The following is a 16,415-nucleotide window of genomic DNA, read 5'->3' on the forward strand; positions in this document are numbered from 1 at the left end:
CAAGTGTAGACGACGGATCCGTGCGCCCGGCCAGGAAGGCTTTCCTCATGGCAGCGAGGGGGGGCGGAAGGAACAATTCAGCGGCGCATGGCACCCCGTCATGCCCTCAAAGAGCGCTGGCCAATGAACCTCGATCTGCATTTCGTGTACTACCGCAACCTTCGTTTCGACGGCAAGTTTCATGTCCGATGTAGCGGCGGCGATCTCGACAAGGTGGCGCGCATCCGCTACGAACTGGAGCGTATCGAACCGGGTGGGCCGGTACACCTGACGGGTGAGTCGAGCGTCTCCATGGCCTTCAGCGGCGCGCTGGTCGACCATGGATGCCCGGCGACGCTGTTCACCACGGCGCGCCCGGGTACCTACCGGATCAGCCCCAGGGTCATCCTGCTCGATGCCCAGGCCTTGGCGCACGGCTTGCCGCCGGGCGCGCGTGGCGTGATCGACCTTGAGCCACTGACGCTGGTCCTCACCGAGCAGGACCTGACCCGAAGCATTGTGGATGCCGTGCCGCTGCGCCGTCGTCGCCGTGCGTTGGTGGAACCGGCGGCTGCCCCATCGCTCGATGAACCCTTCGCCCAGCTGGGTGAGCCTGCCGGCCACTCGGCCATTGGCACATCACTGCCGCCGCTGCTGGTCAAGTTTGCTCCGGGCGGCGTCGATCAGTTGCTCGCCGACCTCAAGCCTCAGTCGCGCTCGAGCCTGGCGCGTCTGTGGCCGAACCTCGGCGAGGTGATCGAACTGCGGCCCCTGCTGGCCGCCCACGAACAGGATGACCAACGCTTGCAGGTGCTTGCGGCGTACAGTCTGATCGAGCAACCGCGCAGCATGCTCAATGACACCTTCCTGGCACTGTCACGGACCTTGGCCTCGCTGGACTATGTGCAGACACTCCAGTTCCTGGCCGAGCAACCTGAGCCGCACCCTTTGGTGTTTTTCGTCGCCGGCGCACTGGCGACCTTGCTGACCGGTGCCGCAGTGGTAGCTGGCGACCGTGCCTACGAGAATGCCTTGCCTACCCCGGACTATGAGCCGCGCCAGCATTATCTGGACGCTCCTGGCGGGCGCTGGCAGGGCTTGAATGTGCGCCAGGCGTGGAGCCGGCAGGTCAGGGGCAAAGGGGCGAGAATCCACTTCAGCGATGGCGGGTTGTTCCCCGACCATGAAGACCTGCGCAACAACCCCGCGCTGAAGATCGTTGCACTGCAGCCCAATGACGACCCCCGGCATGGTACGGCTTCGGTCGGCCTGCTGCTGGCAGCCGACAATGGCTTCGGGGTCACCGGCATCAGCCATCAGAGCGAATTGTTCGTCTATCACAACCGGGCGGCGGATAGCGCAGGCCATCTGCGTACCCTCAAGGACCTGCTGCGCCAGGTGGAGCCAGGCGACATCGTCGGGATCAATCGCCAGACCGCCAACGTCAACGACCTCTACACGTTTCTGCCCAGCGTGCATGACCACGCCTGGTGGGACACGGTCCGCAGCCTGACCGAGCGAGGGGCGGTGGTGCTGGTTGCAGCGTGCAATGGCAGCAATCGAACGGACAAGCGAATCGGCAGTGTCGCCGGGCAGGGTGTCGACCTTTCGCACTGGCGTCACTTCAATGACCACGGCGATGCCGGCGCCATCCTGGTGGGCGCCTGCCAATCCTGGGATGGCAAGCCGCATCGGTACTCCAACCATCACTACCGCTACCGCATGCTCAATGCCTGGGGTGACAGTGTGACGACCCTGTCCAGCGGCAAGCTGCAGGACAAGCCCGGGGAGAATCGTGACTACACCGACAGTTACAGTGGTACGTCGTCGGCAACGCCCATGGTTACTGGCGCCCTGAGCCTGATCCAGTCCTATGCCATCGGGCAGCATCATATCTACCTGAACGCCGACCAGATGCACCTGTTGGTCATGGCGTCGGGCTATGACGATGCCAGCGAGGCAGGCAGCGAGGTATTGCCAATGGGGGCCAGGCCCAATGTGCAGGGGGCATTGCTGTTGCTTGACCAGCTACTCGGTAGCGGTCGTTTCCTGAGCGCGCATGACGAGTTGTGAAGCGCGCCCGGGCCGCTGTGCGCATGGCACGGCGGCCCGGGGCCGGGCGGGGGGTCAGACGCGGAACTGGTCCATCAGTGCCTGCTGCTGATTGGCCAGGCTGTTCAGCGACTGGCTGACCCGCGCCGACTCGTTGGCCTGGCCCGACAGCGACTCGGTGACATCACGGATGGTCGCCACGTTGCTGTTGATCTCTTCGGCCACCGCGCTTTGCTCTTCGGCCGCCGAGGCGATCTGCAGGTTCATGTCGGTGATCACGCTGACCGCCTGGCCGATGCGCTGCAGTGCGCTGACCGCCTGGCCAACCTGCTCGACCCCGCCTTGAGCCTGGCGGTGGCTCTGGTCCATGGTGCCGACCACATCACGGGTGCCGGTCTGCAGGGCCTCGATCACCTGACGGGTTTCTTCCACCGACTCCTGGGTGCGCTGGGCCAGGTTGCGCACTTCATCGGCGACCACGGCAAAGCCGCGGCCAGCTTCACCGGCGCGGGCCGCCTCGATGGCGGCGTTGAGCGCCAGCAGGTTGGTCTGCTCGGCGATCGAACGGATCACCTCCAGCACCGAACCGATTTTCTCGCTGTTCTGCGCCAGGCCTTCGACTTCGGCCATGGCTTCGCTCATGTTGGCGGCCAGGGCATCGATGCTGGTGGTGGTACGGTCGATCACCGCCAGCCCCTCGCGGGTGGCCTGGTCGGCCTCGCGGGCAGCCTGCGCGGCCTGGGCGGCGCTGCGAGCGACGTCCTGGGCGGTGGCGCTCATTTCATGGGATGCAGTGGCCACCTGGTCGACCTGGCGGTACTGCTGTTCCATGCCAGCGCTGGTTTCAGTGGCGATGGCCGACGACTGGTCGGCGGTGCCACGGGCGGCCTGCACCGAGCGCTTCACCTCGGCGATGGTCGGTTGCAGCTTGTCGAGGAAACGGTTGAACCAGCCGGCCAGTTCGCCGAGTTCGTCGCGCTTGTCGTAGGTCAGGCGGCGGGTCAGGTCGCCTTCACCGCTGGCGATGTCCTTGAGCATCGCCGCCACGCCGAGGATCGGCCTGGTCACGCCACGGGCCATCAGCCAGACCAGCAACAGGCCGGCGATCGCGGCAGCCAGGCCCAGGCCCAGTTCGAGCAGGGTGCCGCTGGTGTTCAGGGTGTCCAGCTCTTGCTTGAGTGCTTCGGCGGGGCCGGTCAGGGCATTTTCCGGCACATCCAGCAGCACGCCCCAGGGCTGGGCACCGGGGACCGGCTCGAAGGCGGCCAGCACTTTCAGACGTGCCTCGTCGTGGACGATGTTCAGCTTGCCAGTGGCCAGCTTACGCACCAGCTCGGCGCCCTGGCGCGGGTCGACCTGGTCGAAGCGCTGGGCCAGCTTGCTGGCGTCGGCGCTGTAGCCGGCCAGCAGGCCGACCGGGCTGAGGATACCGACCGTGGTGCGGCCCTCGTAGAGGCTGCGGCTGGCGTCCTGGCTCAAGGCCTGCAGGCTGTTGAGGTTGATGTCGATGGACAGGGTGGCGATGATCTTGCCGTTGACCGCCAGCGGGAAGACGATGCTGGTCATCAGCACGCGCTGACCGTCGATGTCATAGAAGTACGGCTCTACCACGCAGACCTTGCCGGTGCTGCGCGGGCAGGTCCACCAGGTGTTGGCCGGTTGGCCGCTGGGGCCGATCTCGGTGTTGGCCATGTCGTGTTCGGGCAGCGCCATGGCGGTCAGCTGGCCGGCGCGTGGCTGCGACCAGTACAGGGCGAAGCGCCCGGTTTCGTTGCTGCCCAGCTCGGCTTTGCCGGCGAACAGGCTGTCCTTGTTGTCCAGTGCGTTGGGCTCGAACACCAGCGACAGGCCGAGCAGGTCGGGGTTGGCCTGCAGCGCGGCGCGCACCTGGCGAGTCATGTCTTCGCGCAGGTCGAACGCATCGAGGAAACGTTTTTCCGCCTGTTCACGCAAGAACATGACCTGGCGCGAGAACCCTGCACCGTACTGGTAGGCGTCCATGAACTGGCGGCGAATGTTCAGGGCCTGGACCTCACCTTGCGACTCGATACGCGACTGCGCGGCCTCGCTGAGCATCTGCATGCTGCTGGCCTTGACCAGGTCCGAGCTGTGGTCCATGCGGTACAGTGAAAGGCCGACGAGCAGGGTGACGATGCTGGCGAGGCAGAGACCGGCGAGCAGGGTGATCTTCCACTGGATGGAAAGTTGTCGCAAAGGCATGGGGAGTCCCTTTTTCTGGCAGTAAGGGTTTGGCGGTGAGGCTCAGAGGTGTTTGGCTTGAGGTATTTGGCGCCCGGGAGATCGAGCGCTGAAAACCTGAAGGCAGGCACCTCTGAGCCTCCCCCTGTATCGGCCCTGGCGCTTTTTTCTTTATTCAAACATTCAATTTAAAATGCCGGCGAAATTCGCCGCAACATGGCGCTTTTGACATCCAACGCCCACTCCGTCACAGTGCGCGCTTTTTTGTCTGCCGCTATGAGGAACCCCACACCATGAACGCAGTGATCGCCGCCGTCGGCATCATGCTCATACTCAGCCTGTCCCGCGTGCATGTGGTCATCGCCCTGATCATCGGCGCACTGGCCGGTGGCCTGGTGGGCGGGCTGGGCATCGAAGGCACGCTCAAGGCCTTCAACGGCGGCCTCGGTGGCGGCGCCACGGTGGCACTGTCCTACGCCCTGCTCGGTGCCTTCGCCGTGGCCATCGCCAAGTCGGGCCTGGCCCATGCCCTGGCCGACCGCGCCCTGACCATGATCGACCGGCAGGGCCATGCCAACGGCGGCAAGGTCAAATGGCTGCTGATCGGCCTGATGCTGGTGGTGGCGGTGTCGTCGCAGAACATCCTGCCCATCCACATTGCCTTCATCCCGCTGCTGGTGCCGCCACTGCTGTACGTGCTGACGCGCCTGCGCATCGACCGTCGGCTGATCGCCTGTGTCATCACCTTTGGCCTGATCACGCCGTACATGTTCCTGCCGGTGGGCTTTGGCAACATCTTCCTCAACGAGATCCTGCTGGCCAACGTCGCCCGTGCCGGGGTCGATGTCAGCGGGGTCAACGTCACCCATGCCATGGCCATCCCGGCCGCTGGCATGTTGGCTGGCTTGCTGCTGGCGGTGTTCATCAGCTACCGCAAGAAACGCGACTACGACCTGGCGCGCATCGAGCAGGTCGAGCAGGTCAGCGTGCAGTACAACCCGCTGACCCTGCTGGTGGCGGGGCTGGCGATCGCTGCGGCATTCGTCGTGCAACTGTGGCTGGACTCGATGATCATCGGCGCCATGGTGGGCTTCCTGATCTTTTCACTGTCGGGGATCGTGCGCTGGAAGGACACCGACGACCTGTTCACCGAGGGCATGAAGATGATGGCCATGATCGGTTTCATCATGATCGCCGCGTCCGGGTTTGCCGATGTGATGAAGGCCACCGGCGAGGTCAAAAGCCTGGTCGAGGCCTCCGCGCAGTGGATCGACCACAGCAAGGGCATTGGCGCCTTGCTGATGTTGCTGGTGGGGTTGCTGGTGACCATGGGCATCGGCTCGTCGTTCTCGACGGTGCCGATCCTGGCTGCGATCTTTGTGCCGCTGTGCGTGCAGCTGGGCTTCGATCCCTTGGCCACGGTATGCATCGTCGGCACTGCAGGAGCCCTGGGCGATGCCGGCTCGCCTGCGTCGGATTCGACCCTCGGCCCGACCTCCGGGCTGAATGTGGATGGCCAGCACCACCACATCTGGGACACGGTGGTCCCCACCTTCCTTCACTACAACCTGCCGCTGCTGGCGTTCGGCTGGCTGGCGGCGATGACGCTGTAAGGCGTCAGCCCTTGTCGGGTGGTGGGGAAATGCTGTTGAGGACGGTGCTGCCGTCCTTGCTGCGGGTCAGGTACACCGGCAACACCTTGGGCAGGTTGTCCACCAGCCGCTCGACCTCGCCGGTGTTGTAGATGCCGCTGATGCGGATGCGCCCGGTGCCGGGGTCGGCCAGCAGCAGCGGGGCCTCGAGGTAGCGGTTGATCACCGGCAGGGCCTGCTCCAGGCTCAGGTTGTCGAGCACCAGCTTGCCGTTGCGCCAGGCCAGGCTGTTGTCGTAGTCGCTGTTCTCGGCCAGTTGCGGCTCGAAATCACCCGTGTGGTAGCTGGCCTGCATGCCAGGGCCAAGGCGGTAGCCGCCAGCACTGCCCGCGCTGCTGACCAGCACCGAACCCTGCACCAGCGTGACCTTGACCTGGTCCTGGTACTTCCAGACGTTGAACTGGGTACCGGTGACGCGGGTCTGGCCGCCACCGGCGCGGACGATGAACGGGTGGCTGCTGTCGTGCTGCACCTTGAAGAAGGCTTCGCCACGCTTGAGGGTGACCTGACGCTGGTCCTTGTAGTTGAGGTAGGTCAGTTCGGTGTGGAGATTGAGCTCGACCACGCTGCCGTCGCTCAACTGCACGGACTTCATCTCGTTGCCCGCTTCGAAGTGCTGGTAGTGGTTGGGCACCCAGCCTTGCTCCCAACCCACCCAGCCGGCCAGCGGCAATGCCAGCAGGGCCAGCGCCGCTGCCGAGGCCAGTGGCCGCCAGTTACGTGCCCGGGGCACGTGCCGGGCAGGCGGGTTGAAGTCGACGACCGTGGCGGTGCGCGGCAACAGGTCGGCGGTTTGCCAGATTTCCAGCATCGCCTGGTATTCCTCGGCATGACGCGGGTCGGCCGCCAGCCAGCGGGCGAAGGCCTCACGCTCGACCAGTGTGCAATCGTCGGCGTGCAGGCGCATGCACCAGTGCGCGGCGGCATCGGTGATGGCATCGTCTGGGCTGGGATTGAGGCGGTCTTGGTTCATCATGGCTCCGGGTTTTGCGCATTCTACCCCTGCAAAGGGGTTCCCGAGAACCGAGGTAATGGCGAATGACTATCAGTTATGTGGGTCTTTCGTCGGTTTCGCAAGGGATTTCCAGCGTTTGAGAACGCTTCGCGGCAAGCACGAAGCGCTCCCTTGCCGGCTCAGAACTGCTCGGCTGCCATTGCGTACAGGCTGGCGCTACCGGCGCGGATGCTGGCATCCAGGGCCAGGCTGCGCGGCAGCAGGCGCTGGAAGAAGAATGCCGCACAGGCCAGCTTGGCGCCATGGAAGGCCGGGTCTTCGGCGTGCCTGGCCTGGGCCACCGCCGCCATGCGCGCCCACATGTAGGCGTACGCGGTCAGGCCGAACAGGTGCAGGTATTCCACGGCCACGGCGTTGACCAGGTTGGCCTCCTCGCGTGCCCGAGCTCGCAGCCATTCGCTGGTGGCTTCCAGGCGCGCCAGGCTGGCCTGCAAGGCTTCGCGGTGCAGCGGTGCCCCGGCACTGAAGGCCCGCACTTCGGCGGCGAAGCAGGCCAGGGCCTGGCCGCCATCGGCCAGCACCTTGCGCCCGAGCAGGTCGAGGGCCTGGATGCCGTTGGTGCCTTCGTAGATCTGCGCGATGCGCACGTCGCGCACCCGTTGCTCCTGGCCCCACTCGCGGATGTAACCATGGCCGCCATACACCTGCTGGCCAAGCACGCAGCTTTCCAGGCCGTTGTCGGTGAAGAACGCCTTGGCCACCGGGGTCAGCAGCGCGACCAGGCGCTGGGCATGCTCGCGTTCACCACCATCCTCGGCGTAGCGTGCCAGGTCCAGCTGCTGGCCGACATAGGCGGCAAAGGCGCGGCCGCCTTCGGTGAGGGCGCGCATGGTCAGCAGCATGCGCCGCACATCGCCATGCTCGATGATCGGGTCGGCGGCCTTCTCAGACGCCTTCGGGCCGGTGGCGGCGCGGCTTTGCAGGCGCTCGTTGGCGTAGCGTGCGGCGCTCTGGTACGACGCTTCAGCGCAGCCGATGCCCTGGATGCCAATGGACAGGCGCTCGTAGTTCATCATGGTGAACATCGCCGCCAGGCCCTTGTTTGGCTCACCGACCAGATAGCCGCTGGCGCCGTCGAAGTTCATCACGCAGGTGGCCGAGGCCTTGATGCCCATCTTGTGCTCGATCGAGCCACAGTGTGCGGCGTTGCGCGGGCCGAGGCTGCCGTCGGCCTCGACCCGATACTTGGGCACCAGGAACAGCGAGATGCCCTTGGCCCCGGCCGGGGCGTCCGGCAGCTTGGCCAGCACCAGGTGGACGATGTTCTCGGTGAGGTCCTGTTCGCCACCGGTGATGAAGATCTTGCTGCCGCTGATGCGATAGCTGCCGTCAGCCTGGGGTTCGGCGCGGCTGCGTATCAGCCCCAGGTCGGTGCCGGCGTGGGGCTCGGTCAGGCACATGGTGCCGGCCCAGCGGCCTTCGTACAGCGGCGGCAGGTAGGTGGCCTTGAGCGCTTCGCTGGCATGGGCGTCGATGGCCAGGCAGCTGCCGGCGCTCAGCGCCGAATACAGGCTGAAGCTGCAGTCGGCGGCGTAGAGCATTTCTTCAAACAGCACGCCGAGCATTTTCGGCATGCCCATGCCGCCGTATTCGGGGTTGCCACCCAGGCCGACCCAGCCGCCTTCGCGGTAAGTACGCCAGGCCTCGCGAAAGCCCTCCGGGGTGGTGACGTTGCCGGCGTCGAAGTGCACACCTTGCTCGTCGCCGTTACGGCTGAGCGGGGCGATCAGCTGGCCAGTGACCTTGGCGGCCTCTTCGAGAATGGCGTCGGCGGTTTCGCCGTCGACGCGCTCGGCCAAGGCGGGCAGGCGTGCCCACAGGGCCGGGCCCTGGAACACGTCATGGAGGATGAAGCGCATGTCGCGCAGCGGAGCGGTGTAGTCGGTCATGTCAGGCTCGATAACGGTTCACAGGGCCTTGGCGCGGTCGCGCAGGACGTATTTCTGGATCTTGCCGGTGGAGGTCTTGGGCAGCTCGCCGAAGACCACGGTCTTCGGTACCTTGAACCCGGCCAGGTGCTCACGGCACCAGCTGATGATGTCGCTTTCACGGGTCTGCTCATGGCCGGGCTTGAGGGCGACGAAGGCGCAGGGCGTTTCGCCCCACTTGTCGTCGGCGCGGGCGACCACGGCGGCTTCCAGCACGGCGTGGTGCTTGTACAAGGTGTCTTCGACTTCGATGGTCGAGATGTTCTCGCCGCCGGAAATGATGATGTCCTTGAGCCGGTCCTTGATCTCGACATAGCCGTCGGCGTGCCACACGGCCAGGTCGCCGGTGTGGAACCAGCCGCCGCGGAAGGCCTCGGCGGTGGCTTCGGGGTTTTTCAGGTAGCCCTTCATCACCGTGTTGCCACGCATGAAGATCTCGCCCAGGGTGTTGCCGTCCTGCGGTACCGGCTGCAGGGTCTGCGGGTCGGCGACCATCAGGCCGTCGAGGGTGGGGTAGCGCACGCCCTGGCGCGACTTGATCCGCGCCCGTTCCTCCAGCGGCAGTCCGTCCCAATCGTCATGCCAGGCGCAGACAGTGACCGGCCCGTAGACCTCGGTCAGGCCGTAGGTGTGGGTGACGCGGATGCCCATCTGCTCGACCGCGCCGATGACCTTGGCCGGTGGTGCGGCGCCGGCGACCATGGCCTGCACCGGGTGGTCGATGGCGGCCTTGGCGGCCTCCGGCATGTTGACCAGGGCGTTGAGCACGATCGGCGCGCCGCACAGGTGGCTGACCCGGTGTTCGCGGATCAGGGTGAGGATCTTCTGCGGGTCGACCCGGCGCAGGAACACGTGGGTGCCGGCCAGCGCGGTGATGGTCCAGGGGTAGCACCAGCCGTTGCAGTGGAACATCGGCAAGGTCCACAGGTACACCGGGCGGTGGCCCATGGTCCAGGTCATCTGGTTGCCGATGGCGTTCAGGTAGGCGCCGCGATGGTGATAGACCACGCCCTTGGGGTTGCCGGTGGTGCCCGAGGTGTAGTTCAGCGAAATGGCCTGCCATTCATCCTCGGGCCATTCCCAGGCAAAGTCCGGGTCGCCTTCGGCCAGCAGCGCTTCATAGTCGAGCTCGCTGAGCGCACGGCCTTCGCCGTATTCGGGGTCATCCACGTCGACCACCAGCGGCGGGTGTTCGAGCATGGCGAGGGCGGCGGCGATCACGCCGTGAAACTCGCGGTCGGTGATCAGCACCTTGGCTTCGCCATGCTGCAGCATGAAGGCGATGGCCTCGGCGTCCAGGCGCACGTTGAGCGTGTTGAGCACGGCACCGATCATCGGCACACCGAAGTGCGCTTCGAGCATGGCCGGAATGTTCGGCAGCATCACCGCCACCGTGTCGCCGCGGCCAATACCACGCCCGCTCAGGGCGCTGGCCAGGCGTCGGCAACGCTGGTAGGTCTCGCGCCAGTTGCGGCGGATGGCGCCGTGGATCACGGCCGGGTAATCGCCATACACGGCGGCGGTACGTTCGATGAAGCTCAGCGGGGTGAGGGCGACGTGGTTGACGGCAGCGGGCATCAGGCCCTGGGCGAAGATCGACATACGGTAATCCTGTAGGGGAGGCAGACGCAGCCTGTGCGTGTGGCCCCCCGGTGGCTGATTGTTAGCTCTGATCAGGGTGCGGGCAGCGCGCCGATGGCCGCTTGCCCCTGTCGCAGTTTTACGCGAACCGCTATCGTAGATGGAATATCGACTATAGCAATATAGTAAAACTACTATAAGAACGAGCGCCGACAGTGGACCAGACCCTTTCACCCTTGCTCGCCAAGGACCCACAACCCAGCGTGCTGCTGGCCGCCGATGCCCGTGCCCAGGCAAGCAACCCGGCTTTGCAGGCGCTGATTGGCGCAGCCGCGGTGCTCGACGACTGGCTGCCGGGCAACTGTGCGGCGCTGGTGCGTGCCTGCCTGCGTCAGCACCGGGCAATCGCCGATGTGGAAAAGCAGGTCGGCGATCGCATTCTGCTGTGGACCTTCATCCCCGATGACCAGGGCCAGCGGGTGCTGGTGCGCTGCCGCGACGCCAGCGAGGAGCGCCAAGGCGCCCGTGAGGCGAGCCGCGCGCGGCGCCTGTATCGGCTGATCATCGAGAACACCACCGACCTCATTTCCCGGCACAGCCCGGACGGCCGTTTCCTCGATGCCTCGCCAGCCGCCTACCGCCTGCTTGGCCTATGGCCGGAGCAGCTTCGCGGCATGCCGGTACGGGCCCTGCTGCACCCGCGCGAGCGGCGCCAGGTACTGCGCCAGGCCGCCGCCGCATTGGACCAGGACGGTTATCACACCATGACCTGCCGCGTCCGCCATGCCAGCGGCGCGTATCGCTGGTTCGAGATCGCCAGCCGCGCGATCCGCGAAACCTACACCGGTGCGGTGGTGGAGGTAGTCAGCGTGTCGCGTGACATCACTTTGCGCATCGAGGCCCAGGAGAACCTGGCCCACAGTGCCCGGCTTGCCACCCTGGGCGAACTGGCGTCGGGGATCGCCCACGAGATGAATCAGCCGCTGGCGGCGGTGGTCAACTATGCCAATGCCAGCCAGCGTTACCTGCAAGGCCTGGAGCGCGACCCGCAGGCGCGTGAACGGGTTGGCCAGGGCCTGCAGCGCATCACCGAGCAGGCGACCCACGCCGCCGAGGTGATTCGCCGCCTGCGCGCCTTCCTGCGCAAGGGGCCGCGGCGCCTGCAGGCGGTGGAGGTGGCCGAAGTTGCGGCTGAAGCCATGCGCCTGTGTGCCTGGGAGGCGGCACGTGACCAGGTCGCTGTCGAACTGCGCATCGGCGGGCAATTGCCAGCGGTGTTCGCCGACCGGGTCTTGCTTGAGCAAGTGCTGCTCAACCTGCTGCGCAATGCCATCGAGGCCAACCGCGAGCAGCAGGGGGCGCAGCCGTCACGTATCCTGCTGGGCGCCGTGCGCGAGGGCGACGGGGTGCTGATCGAGGTCGCCGACCAGGGGCCGGGCGTGGCCGCCGAGCGCCTGGATGAGATCTTCACCCCGTTCAGTACCAGCAAGGCCGATGGCCTGGGCCTGGGCCTGAGCATGAGCCGCAGCCTGATCGAAGGGTTCGGCGGCAGCCTCTGGGCACGTGCGGGTGAAACGGGTGGGCTGGTGCTGTGCTGCCGGCTGGCAGTGAACCGGGGATAAGGAGAGAGCAGGGTGCAAGCGAAGGTGTATGTGGTCGACGACGACCAGGGTATGCGTGATTCGACGGTGTGGTTGCTGGAATCGGTGGGCCTGCAGGGCGTGCCGTTCGCCAGCGGCCAGGGGTTTCTCGATGCCTGCGTGGACGATGGGCCGGCTTGCGTGCTGCTCGATGTGCGCATGCCCGGGCTGGGTGGCATGGCGGTGCAGCAGGCGCTGCGCGAGCGCGGGCTGCAGATCCCGGTGATCTTCGTCAGTGGCCATGCCGATGTGCCGATCGTGGTGCGGGCGTTCAAGGCCGGGGCAAGCGATTTCATCGAAAAGCCCTACAGCGACCAGTTGCTGCTCGACAGTGTGCAGGCTGCACTGGAGCGGGCAGGGCAGGCGCGCCAGGACGACCTGGTGCTGGCCGCGGTGCAGGCACGTGTGGATGCCCTGACACCCCGCGAGCGCGACGTATTCGTGCCGCTGGCCCAAGGCTTGAGCAACCGCGAGATCGCCGAGCGCCTCGGCATCAGCGTGAAGACCGTGGACCTGTACCGGGGGCGGGTGATGAAGCGCTTGCAGGCAGGCAGCCTGGCCGAGCTGGTCGGCATGGCGATCGCTTGCGGAGCCGTGGAGGCGCTGGGTTTGCGCGCGCGGTGAAACGTCGCCGGCAACGGCCGTTTCATGAATATTTGCATAGCCCCCTAATCAAAGCTTTGACATTCACTGCCTAGGCAGTAATATTTTTAAACAATTGCCCGAGCAGACCCCGATGTCCCATTTCACCCCGGAAAACTTCCAGACCTGCGCCATCGGCATGCTGCTGGGCCGTGCGGCGATCCTCAAGGACCGCATTCTCGACTGGCACCTCGAATCGGAGGGCGTCACCGCCGCACAGTTCAAGGTGCTGATCATCGTCACCCAGTACGAGGTGGATACCCCGGCCGAACTGTGCCGCTACCTGGGCCTGGACAGCGGTTCGATGACCCGCATGCTCGACCGCCTCGAGCAGAAGGGCCTGATCCTGCGTAACCGCTGCGCCGATGACCGCCGCCAGGTGCGCCTGGCGCTGACCGCCGACGGCCAGCGCCTGGCCGACCGGCTGCCGGAGATCGGCGCGGCGGCGATGAACGAACTGGTCGGCGTATTGCAGCCAGACGAGCTGAAGACCCTCGAAGGTTTGCTGGCCAAGGTTCTGCTGGGTGCCGGCGACCCGCTGACGATCCGCCGCTTCGGCGATCGTTGATCCCTGTTTCGCATATTCCAAGGTATTGTCATGGCCACTCCCACAGACACCGCAACTCCCCCCGCCGACGCGCCAGCGTCGGACAAGCGCAAGGCCTGGCTGCTTGGCCTGCTGTTGCTGGTACTGCTCGCCGGCGCCGGCACCTGGGCCTGGTACAGCCTGATCGGGCGCTGGCACGAAAGCACCGATGACGCCTACGTCAACGGCAACGTGGTGGAGATCACCCCGCTGGTGACCGGCACTGTCACCAGCATCGGCGCCGATGACGGCGACCTGGTGCATGCCGGCCAGGTGCTGTTGCAGTTCGACCCGTCCGACAGCGAGGTGGCCCTGCAGTCCGCCGAGGCCAAGCTGGCTCGCACGGTGCGCCAGGTGCGCGGGCTGTACAGCAACGTCGACTCGCTCAAGGCTCAGCTGCAAACCCGCCAGGCCGAACTGCAGAAGGCGCAGCAGAACTACAACCGACGCAAGGTGCTGGCCGACAGCGGCGCGATTGCCGCGGAAGAGATTTCCCATGCCCGGGACGACCTGACCGTGGCCCAGGCCGCCGTCAACAGCGCACGCCAGCAGCTCAACACCAGCACCGCCCTGGTCGATGACACCGTGGTGTCCTCGCACCCTGAGGTGATGGCGGCCGCGGCCGATCTGCGCCAGGCCTACCTCGACCACGCGCGTACCACTTTGGTGGCGCCGGTGACCGGCTATGTCGCCAAGCGTACCGTGCAGCTCGGCCAGCGCCTGCAGCCCGGCATCGCGACCATGGCGGTGATCCCGCTGAACGAGGTGTGGATCGACGCCAACTTCAAGGAAACCCAACTGCGCGACATGCGCATCGGCCAGCCGGTGGAAATCAGCGCCGACCTGTACGGCAGCGAGGTCAAGTACAGCGGCACGGTCGACAGCCTCGGCGCGGGTACCGGCAGCGCCTTCGCCCTGCTGCCAGCGCAGAACGCCACGGGCAACTGGATCAAGATCGTCCAGCGCGTGCCGGTGCGCATCCACCTCAGCCCTGACCAGCTCAAGGACCACCCGCTGCGCATCGGCCTGTCCACCGTGGTCGAGGTCGACCTGCACGACCAGAGCGGCCCGACCCTGGCCCAGCAGCCACCGCAGCAGGCCAGCTACACCACCCAGGTGTATGACCGCCAGCTGGTCGAGGCCGACAACCTGATCGCCCGGCTGATCCACGAGAACAGCGCCACCGGCAAGACGGCCCAGCGATGAGCAACAACGCCCCGGCGCAGTTCACGCCGCCGAGCCTGCTGCTGACCACCATCGGCCTGTCGCTGGCGACCTTCATGCAGGTGCTCGACACCACCATCGCCAACGTGGCACTGCCGACCATCTCCGGCAACCTGGGGGTGAGCTACGAGCAGGGTACCTGGGTGATCACCTCGTTCGCGGTGAGCAATGCCATTGCCTTGCCGCTGACCGGCTGGCTGAGCCGGCGCTTTGGCGAGGTGAAGCTGTTCATCTGGGCCACGCTGCTGTTCGTGCTGGCCTCGTTCCTCTGCGGTGTCGCCCAGTCGATGCCGGAGCTGGTGGGCTTTCGTGTATTGCAGGGTGTGGTGGCCGGGCCGTTGTACCCGATGACCCAGACGTTGCTGATTGCTGTATACCCGCCGGCGAAACGGGGCATGGCCCTGGCGTTACTGGCGATGGTCACGGTGGTGGCGCCGATTGCCGGGCCGATATTGGGCGGCTGGATCACCGACAGTTACAGCTGGCCGTGGATCTTCTTCATCAACGTGCCGATCGGCCTGTTCGCCGCTGCCGTGGTGCGCCAGCAGATGCGCACGCGGCCAGTGGTCACCAGCCGCCAGCCGATGGACTATATCGGCCTGCTGACGCTGATCGTCGGCGTCGGTGCGTTGCAGGTGGTGCTGGACAAAGGCAATGACCTGGATTGGTTCGAGTCGTCGTTCATCATCGTCGGCACGCTGATTTCGGTGGTGTTCCTGGCGATCTTCATCATCTGGGAACTCACCGACCGCCACCCGGTGGTCAACCTGCGGCTGTTCGTGCATCGCAATTTCCGGGTCGGCACCCTCGTGCTGGTGGGTGGTTATGCGGGGTTCTTCGGCATCAACCTGATCCTGCCGCAGTGGCTGCAGACGCAGATGGGTTATACCGCCACCTGGGCGGGGCTGGCGGTGGCGCCGATCGGTTTGCTGCCGGTGATCATGTCGCCGTTCGTGGGCAAGTACGCGCACCGCTTCGACCTGCGGGTGCTGGCGGGGCTGGCGTTCCTGGCGATCGGTACCAGTTGCTTCATGCGTGCCGGGTTCACCAGTGAGGTGGACTTCCAGCACATCGCCCTGGTGCAGTTGTTCATGGGGATTGGCGTGGCGTTGTTCTTCATGCCGACCTTGAGCATTTTGCTATCGGATTTGCCGCCGCATCAGATTGCTGATGGTTCGGGGCTGGCGACCTTCCTGCGCACGTTGGGGGGGAGCTTTGCGGCGTCGTTGACGACGTGGATCTGGATTCGTCGGGCGGACCAGCATCATGCGTACCTGAGCGAGCACATCAGCCCGTTCGACCCGGCGACGCGGCATACGCTGGAGCAGATGGGCGGGGCGAGTGCGCAGCACTATGCGCAGCTGGAACAGATCGTCAACGCGCAGGCGTACATGATGTCGACGGTGGATTACTTCACCTTGATGACGTGGGTGTTTGCCGGGTTGATCCTGCTGGTGTGGTTGGCCAAGCCGCCGTTTACGGCGAAGGCGGGGCCGGCTTCGGCGGGGCATTGAGGGCGTTCGCCAGGAGTGCTTTGGCGCGTCTGAGATCGAGCGCCGCCCGCGCGGCGCTCGGTCTTATAGGCACAAAAGGTGTTGTGGCGGACACCTCTTACAGGCGCCGATAGCTCCAAAGCGAACATCCCCACGTGTAGAGCTGATGTGAAAGCCCACTTCCAAAAGCCAAAGCCAAAGGCACGAGCCCGATGGTTTTGAATCAGTCGAGCGCATTCATTTGCGATGGCGACGCACTACGCGACGCTCACACTCAGCGCATGGCGGGCCACGCCGTGACACCCGCAGGCCAACCGATGGCCTTGCAGCACCACCGGCTTACCGTTCATGCGTCGGCTTGGGTGCCCTTCGACAAAGGCAAAAACCCCTTGGTGAAGCGGGCAACTGGCCTTGTCGCCCAGCA

At 65.6% G+C, this 16,415-nt stretch carries 12 protein-coding genes; 7 read left to right on the forward strand and 5 right to left on the reverse strand.

Annotation, left to right across the window (positions count from 1 at the left end):
* Positions 1-123 precede the first annotated feature (123 nt).
* Positions 124-2,052, forward strand: coding sequence for a S8 family serine peptidase (locus tag L6D64_RS27240; protein WP_176509917.1), 1,929 nt, complete (start codon positions 124-126; stop codon positions 2,050-2,052).
* A gap of 54 nt (positions 2,053-2,106) precedes the next feature.
* On the opposite strand, the gene L6D64_RS27245 is transcribed toward L6D64_RS27240, so the two are convergent.
* A complete protein-coding gene (locus L6D64_RS27245) occupies positions 2,107-4,251 on the reverse strand; it encodes a methyl-accepting chemotaxis protein (RefSeq protein ID WP_236192630.1) in 2,145 nt (714 codons plus the stop codon).
* Positions 4,252-4,523: 272 nt separating this feature from the next.
* Between L6D64_RS27245 and L6D64_RS27250 the strand changes: the two genes are divergently transcribed.
* Positions 4,524-5,843, forward strand: a complete 1,320-nt coding sequence (locus L6D64_RS27250; RefSeq protein ID WP_176510142.1) for a Na+/H+ antiporter family protein — start codon at positions 4,524-4,526, stop codon at positions 5,841-5,843.
* 4 nt (positions 5,844-5,847) lie between these two features.
* Here the strand turns inward: L6D64_RS27250 and L6D64_RS27255 are convergent, their stop codons facing one another.
* The 3 genes from L6D64_RS27255 to L6D64_RS27265 all read right to left on the reverse strand — a co-directional run bounded on the left by L6D64_RS27255 (position 5,848) and on the right by L6D64_RS27265 (position 10,427).
* Entirely contained in the window at positions 5,848-6,855 is a 1,008-nt protein-coding gene (locus L6D64_RS27255; protein ID WP_176510143.1) for a FecR family protein, read from the reverse strand.
* Positions 6,856-7,016: 161 nt separating this feature from the next.
* A complete protein-coding gene (locus L6D64_RS27260; RefSeq protein WP_176510144.1) occupies positions 7,017-8,786 on the reverse strand; it encodes an acyl-CoA dehydrogenase C-terminal domain-containing protein in 1,770 nt (589 codons plus the stop codon).
* An 18-nt stretch (positions 8,787-8,804) separates the two neighbouring features.
* The gene (locus tag L6D64_RS27265) at positions 8,805-10,427 is read right to left on the reverse strand and encodes an acyl-CoA synthetase (RefSeq protein ID WP_176510145.1); all 1,623 of its coding nucleotides are present in this window, start codon (positions 10,425-10,427) and stop codon (positions 8,805-8,807) included.
* A 194-nt stretch (positions 10,428-10,621) separates the two neighbouring features.
* Here L6D64_RS27265 and L6D64_RS27270 point away from each other — a divergent pair, with 194 nt between their 5' ends.
* From L6D64_RS27270 to L6D64_RS27290, 5 genes are all read left to right on the forward strand, one after another.
* Entirely contained in the window at positions 10,622-12,028 is a 1,407-nt protein-coding gene (locus tag L6D64_RS27270; RefSeq protein ID WP_176510146.1) for a sensor histidine kinase, read from the forward strand.
* Positions 12,029-12,040: 12 nt separating this feature from the next.
* Complete coding sequence (locus L6D64_RS27275) at positions 12,041-12,670, forward strand: response regulator transcription factor (RefSeq protein WP_176510147.1); 630 nt, start codon at positions 12,041-12,043, stop codon at positions 12,668-12,670.
* Positions 12,671-12,782: 112 nt separating this feature from the next.
* Positions 12,783-13,256 carry a MarR family winged helix-turn-helix transcriptional regulator gene (locus tag L6D64_RS27280; RefSeq protein ID WP_085679303.1) on the forward strand — a complete coding sequence of 158 codons (474 nt, stop codon included), beginning with the start codon at positions 12,783-12,785 and terminating at the stop codon, positions 13,254-13,256.
* Between the two features lie 30 nt (positions 13,257-13,286).
* Positions 13,287-14,480 (forward strand): HlyD/EmrA/EmrK family protein, encoded by a 1,194-nt coding sequence (locus tag L6D64_RS27285; protein ID WP_176510148.1) that lies wholly within the window; start codon positions 13,287-13,289, stop codon positions 14,478-14,480.
* Positions 14,477-16,012 carry a DHA2 family efflux MFS transporter permease subunit gene (locus tag L6D64_RS27290; protein ID WP_176510149.1) on the forward strand — a complete coding sequence of 512 codons (1,536 nt, stop codon included), beginning with the start codon at positions 14,477-14,479 and terminating at the stop codon, positions 16,010-16,012. The genes L6D64_RS27285 and L6D64_RS27290 overlap by 4 nt, the downstream gene beginning before the upstream one ends.
* A gap of 236 nt (positions 16,013-16,248) precedes the next feature.
* On the opposite strand, the gene L6D64_RS27295 is transcribed toward L6D64_RS27290, so the two are convergent.
* Positions 16,249-16,415: PAAR domain-containing protein (locus L6D64_RS27295; RefSeq protein ID WP_236192634.1), on the reverse strand; the 167-nt coding region annotated here is incomplete at its 5' end.

This window comes from Pseudomonas urethralis, assembly GCF_021602465.1.
In the GTDB taxonomy this organism is placed as follows: domain Bacteria; phylum Pseudomonadota; class Gammaproteobacteria; order Pseudomonadales; family Pseudomonadaceae; genus Aquipseudomonas; species Aquipseudomonas vlassakiae.

What these genes read in the sequence shown, in the direction of transcription:
- L6D64_RS27260 (WP_176510144.1), bottom strand. Translation starts at nt 8,786, where the DNA reads ATGACCGACTACACCGCTCCGCTGCGCGACATGCGCTTCATCCTCCAT.
- L6D64_RS27280 (WP_085679303.1), top strand. Translation starts at nt 12,783, where the DNA reads ATGTCCCATTTCACCCCGGAAAACTTCCAGACCTGCGCCATCGGCATG.
- L6D64_RS27240 (WP_176509917.1), top strand. Translation starts at nt 124, where the DNA reads ATGAACCTCGATCTGCATTTCGTGTACTACCGCAACCTTCGTTTCGAC.
- L6D64_RS27245 (WP_236192630.1), bottom strand. Translation starts at nt 4,251, where the DNA reads ATGCCTTTGCGACAACTTTCCATCCAGTGGAAGATCACCCTGCTCGCC.
- L6D64_RS27265 (WP_176510145.1), bottom strand. Translation starts at nt 10,427, where the DNA reads ATGTCGATCTTCGCCCAGGGCCTGATGCCCGCTGCCGTCAACCACGTC.
- L6D64_RS27255 (WP_176510143.1), bottom strand. Translation starts at nt 6,855, where the DNA reads ATGAACCAAGACCGCCTCAATCCCAGCCCAGACGATGCCATCACCGAT.
- L6D64_RS27285 (WP_176510148.1), top strand. Translation starts at nt 13,287, where the DNA reads ATGGCCACTCCCACAGACACCGCAACTCCCCCCGCCGACGCGCCAGCG.
- L6D64_RS27250 (WP_176510142.1), top strand. Translation starts at nt 4,524, where the DNA reads ATGAACGCAGTGATCGCCGCCGTCGGCATCATGCTCATACTCAGCCTG.
- L6D64_RS27290 (WP_176510149.1), top strand. Translation starts at nt 14,477, where the DNA reads ATGAGCAACAACGCCCCGGCGCAGTTCACGCCGCCGAGCCTGCTGCTG.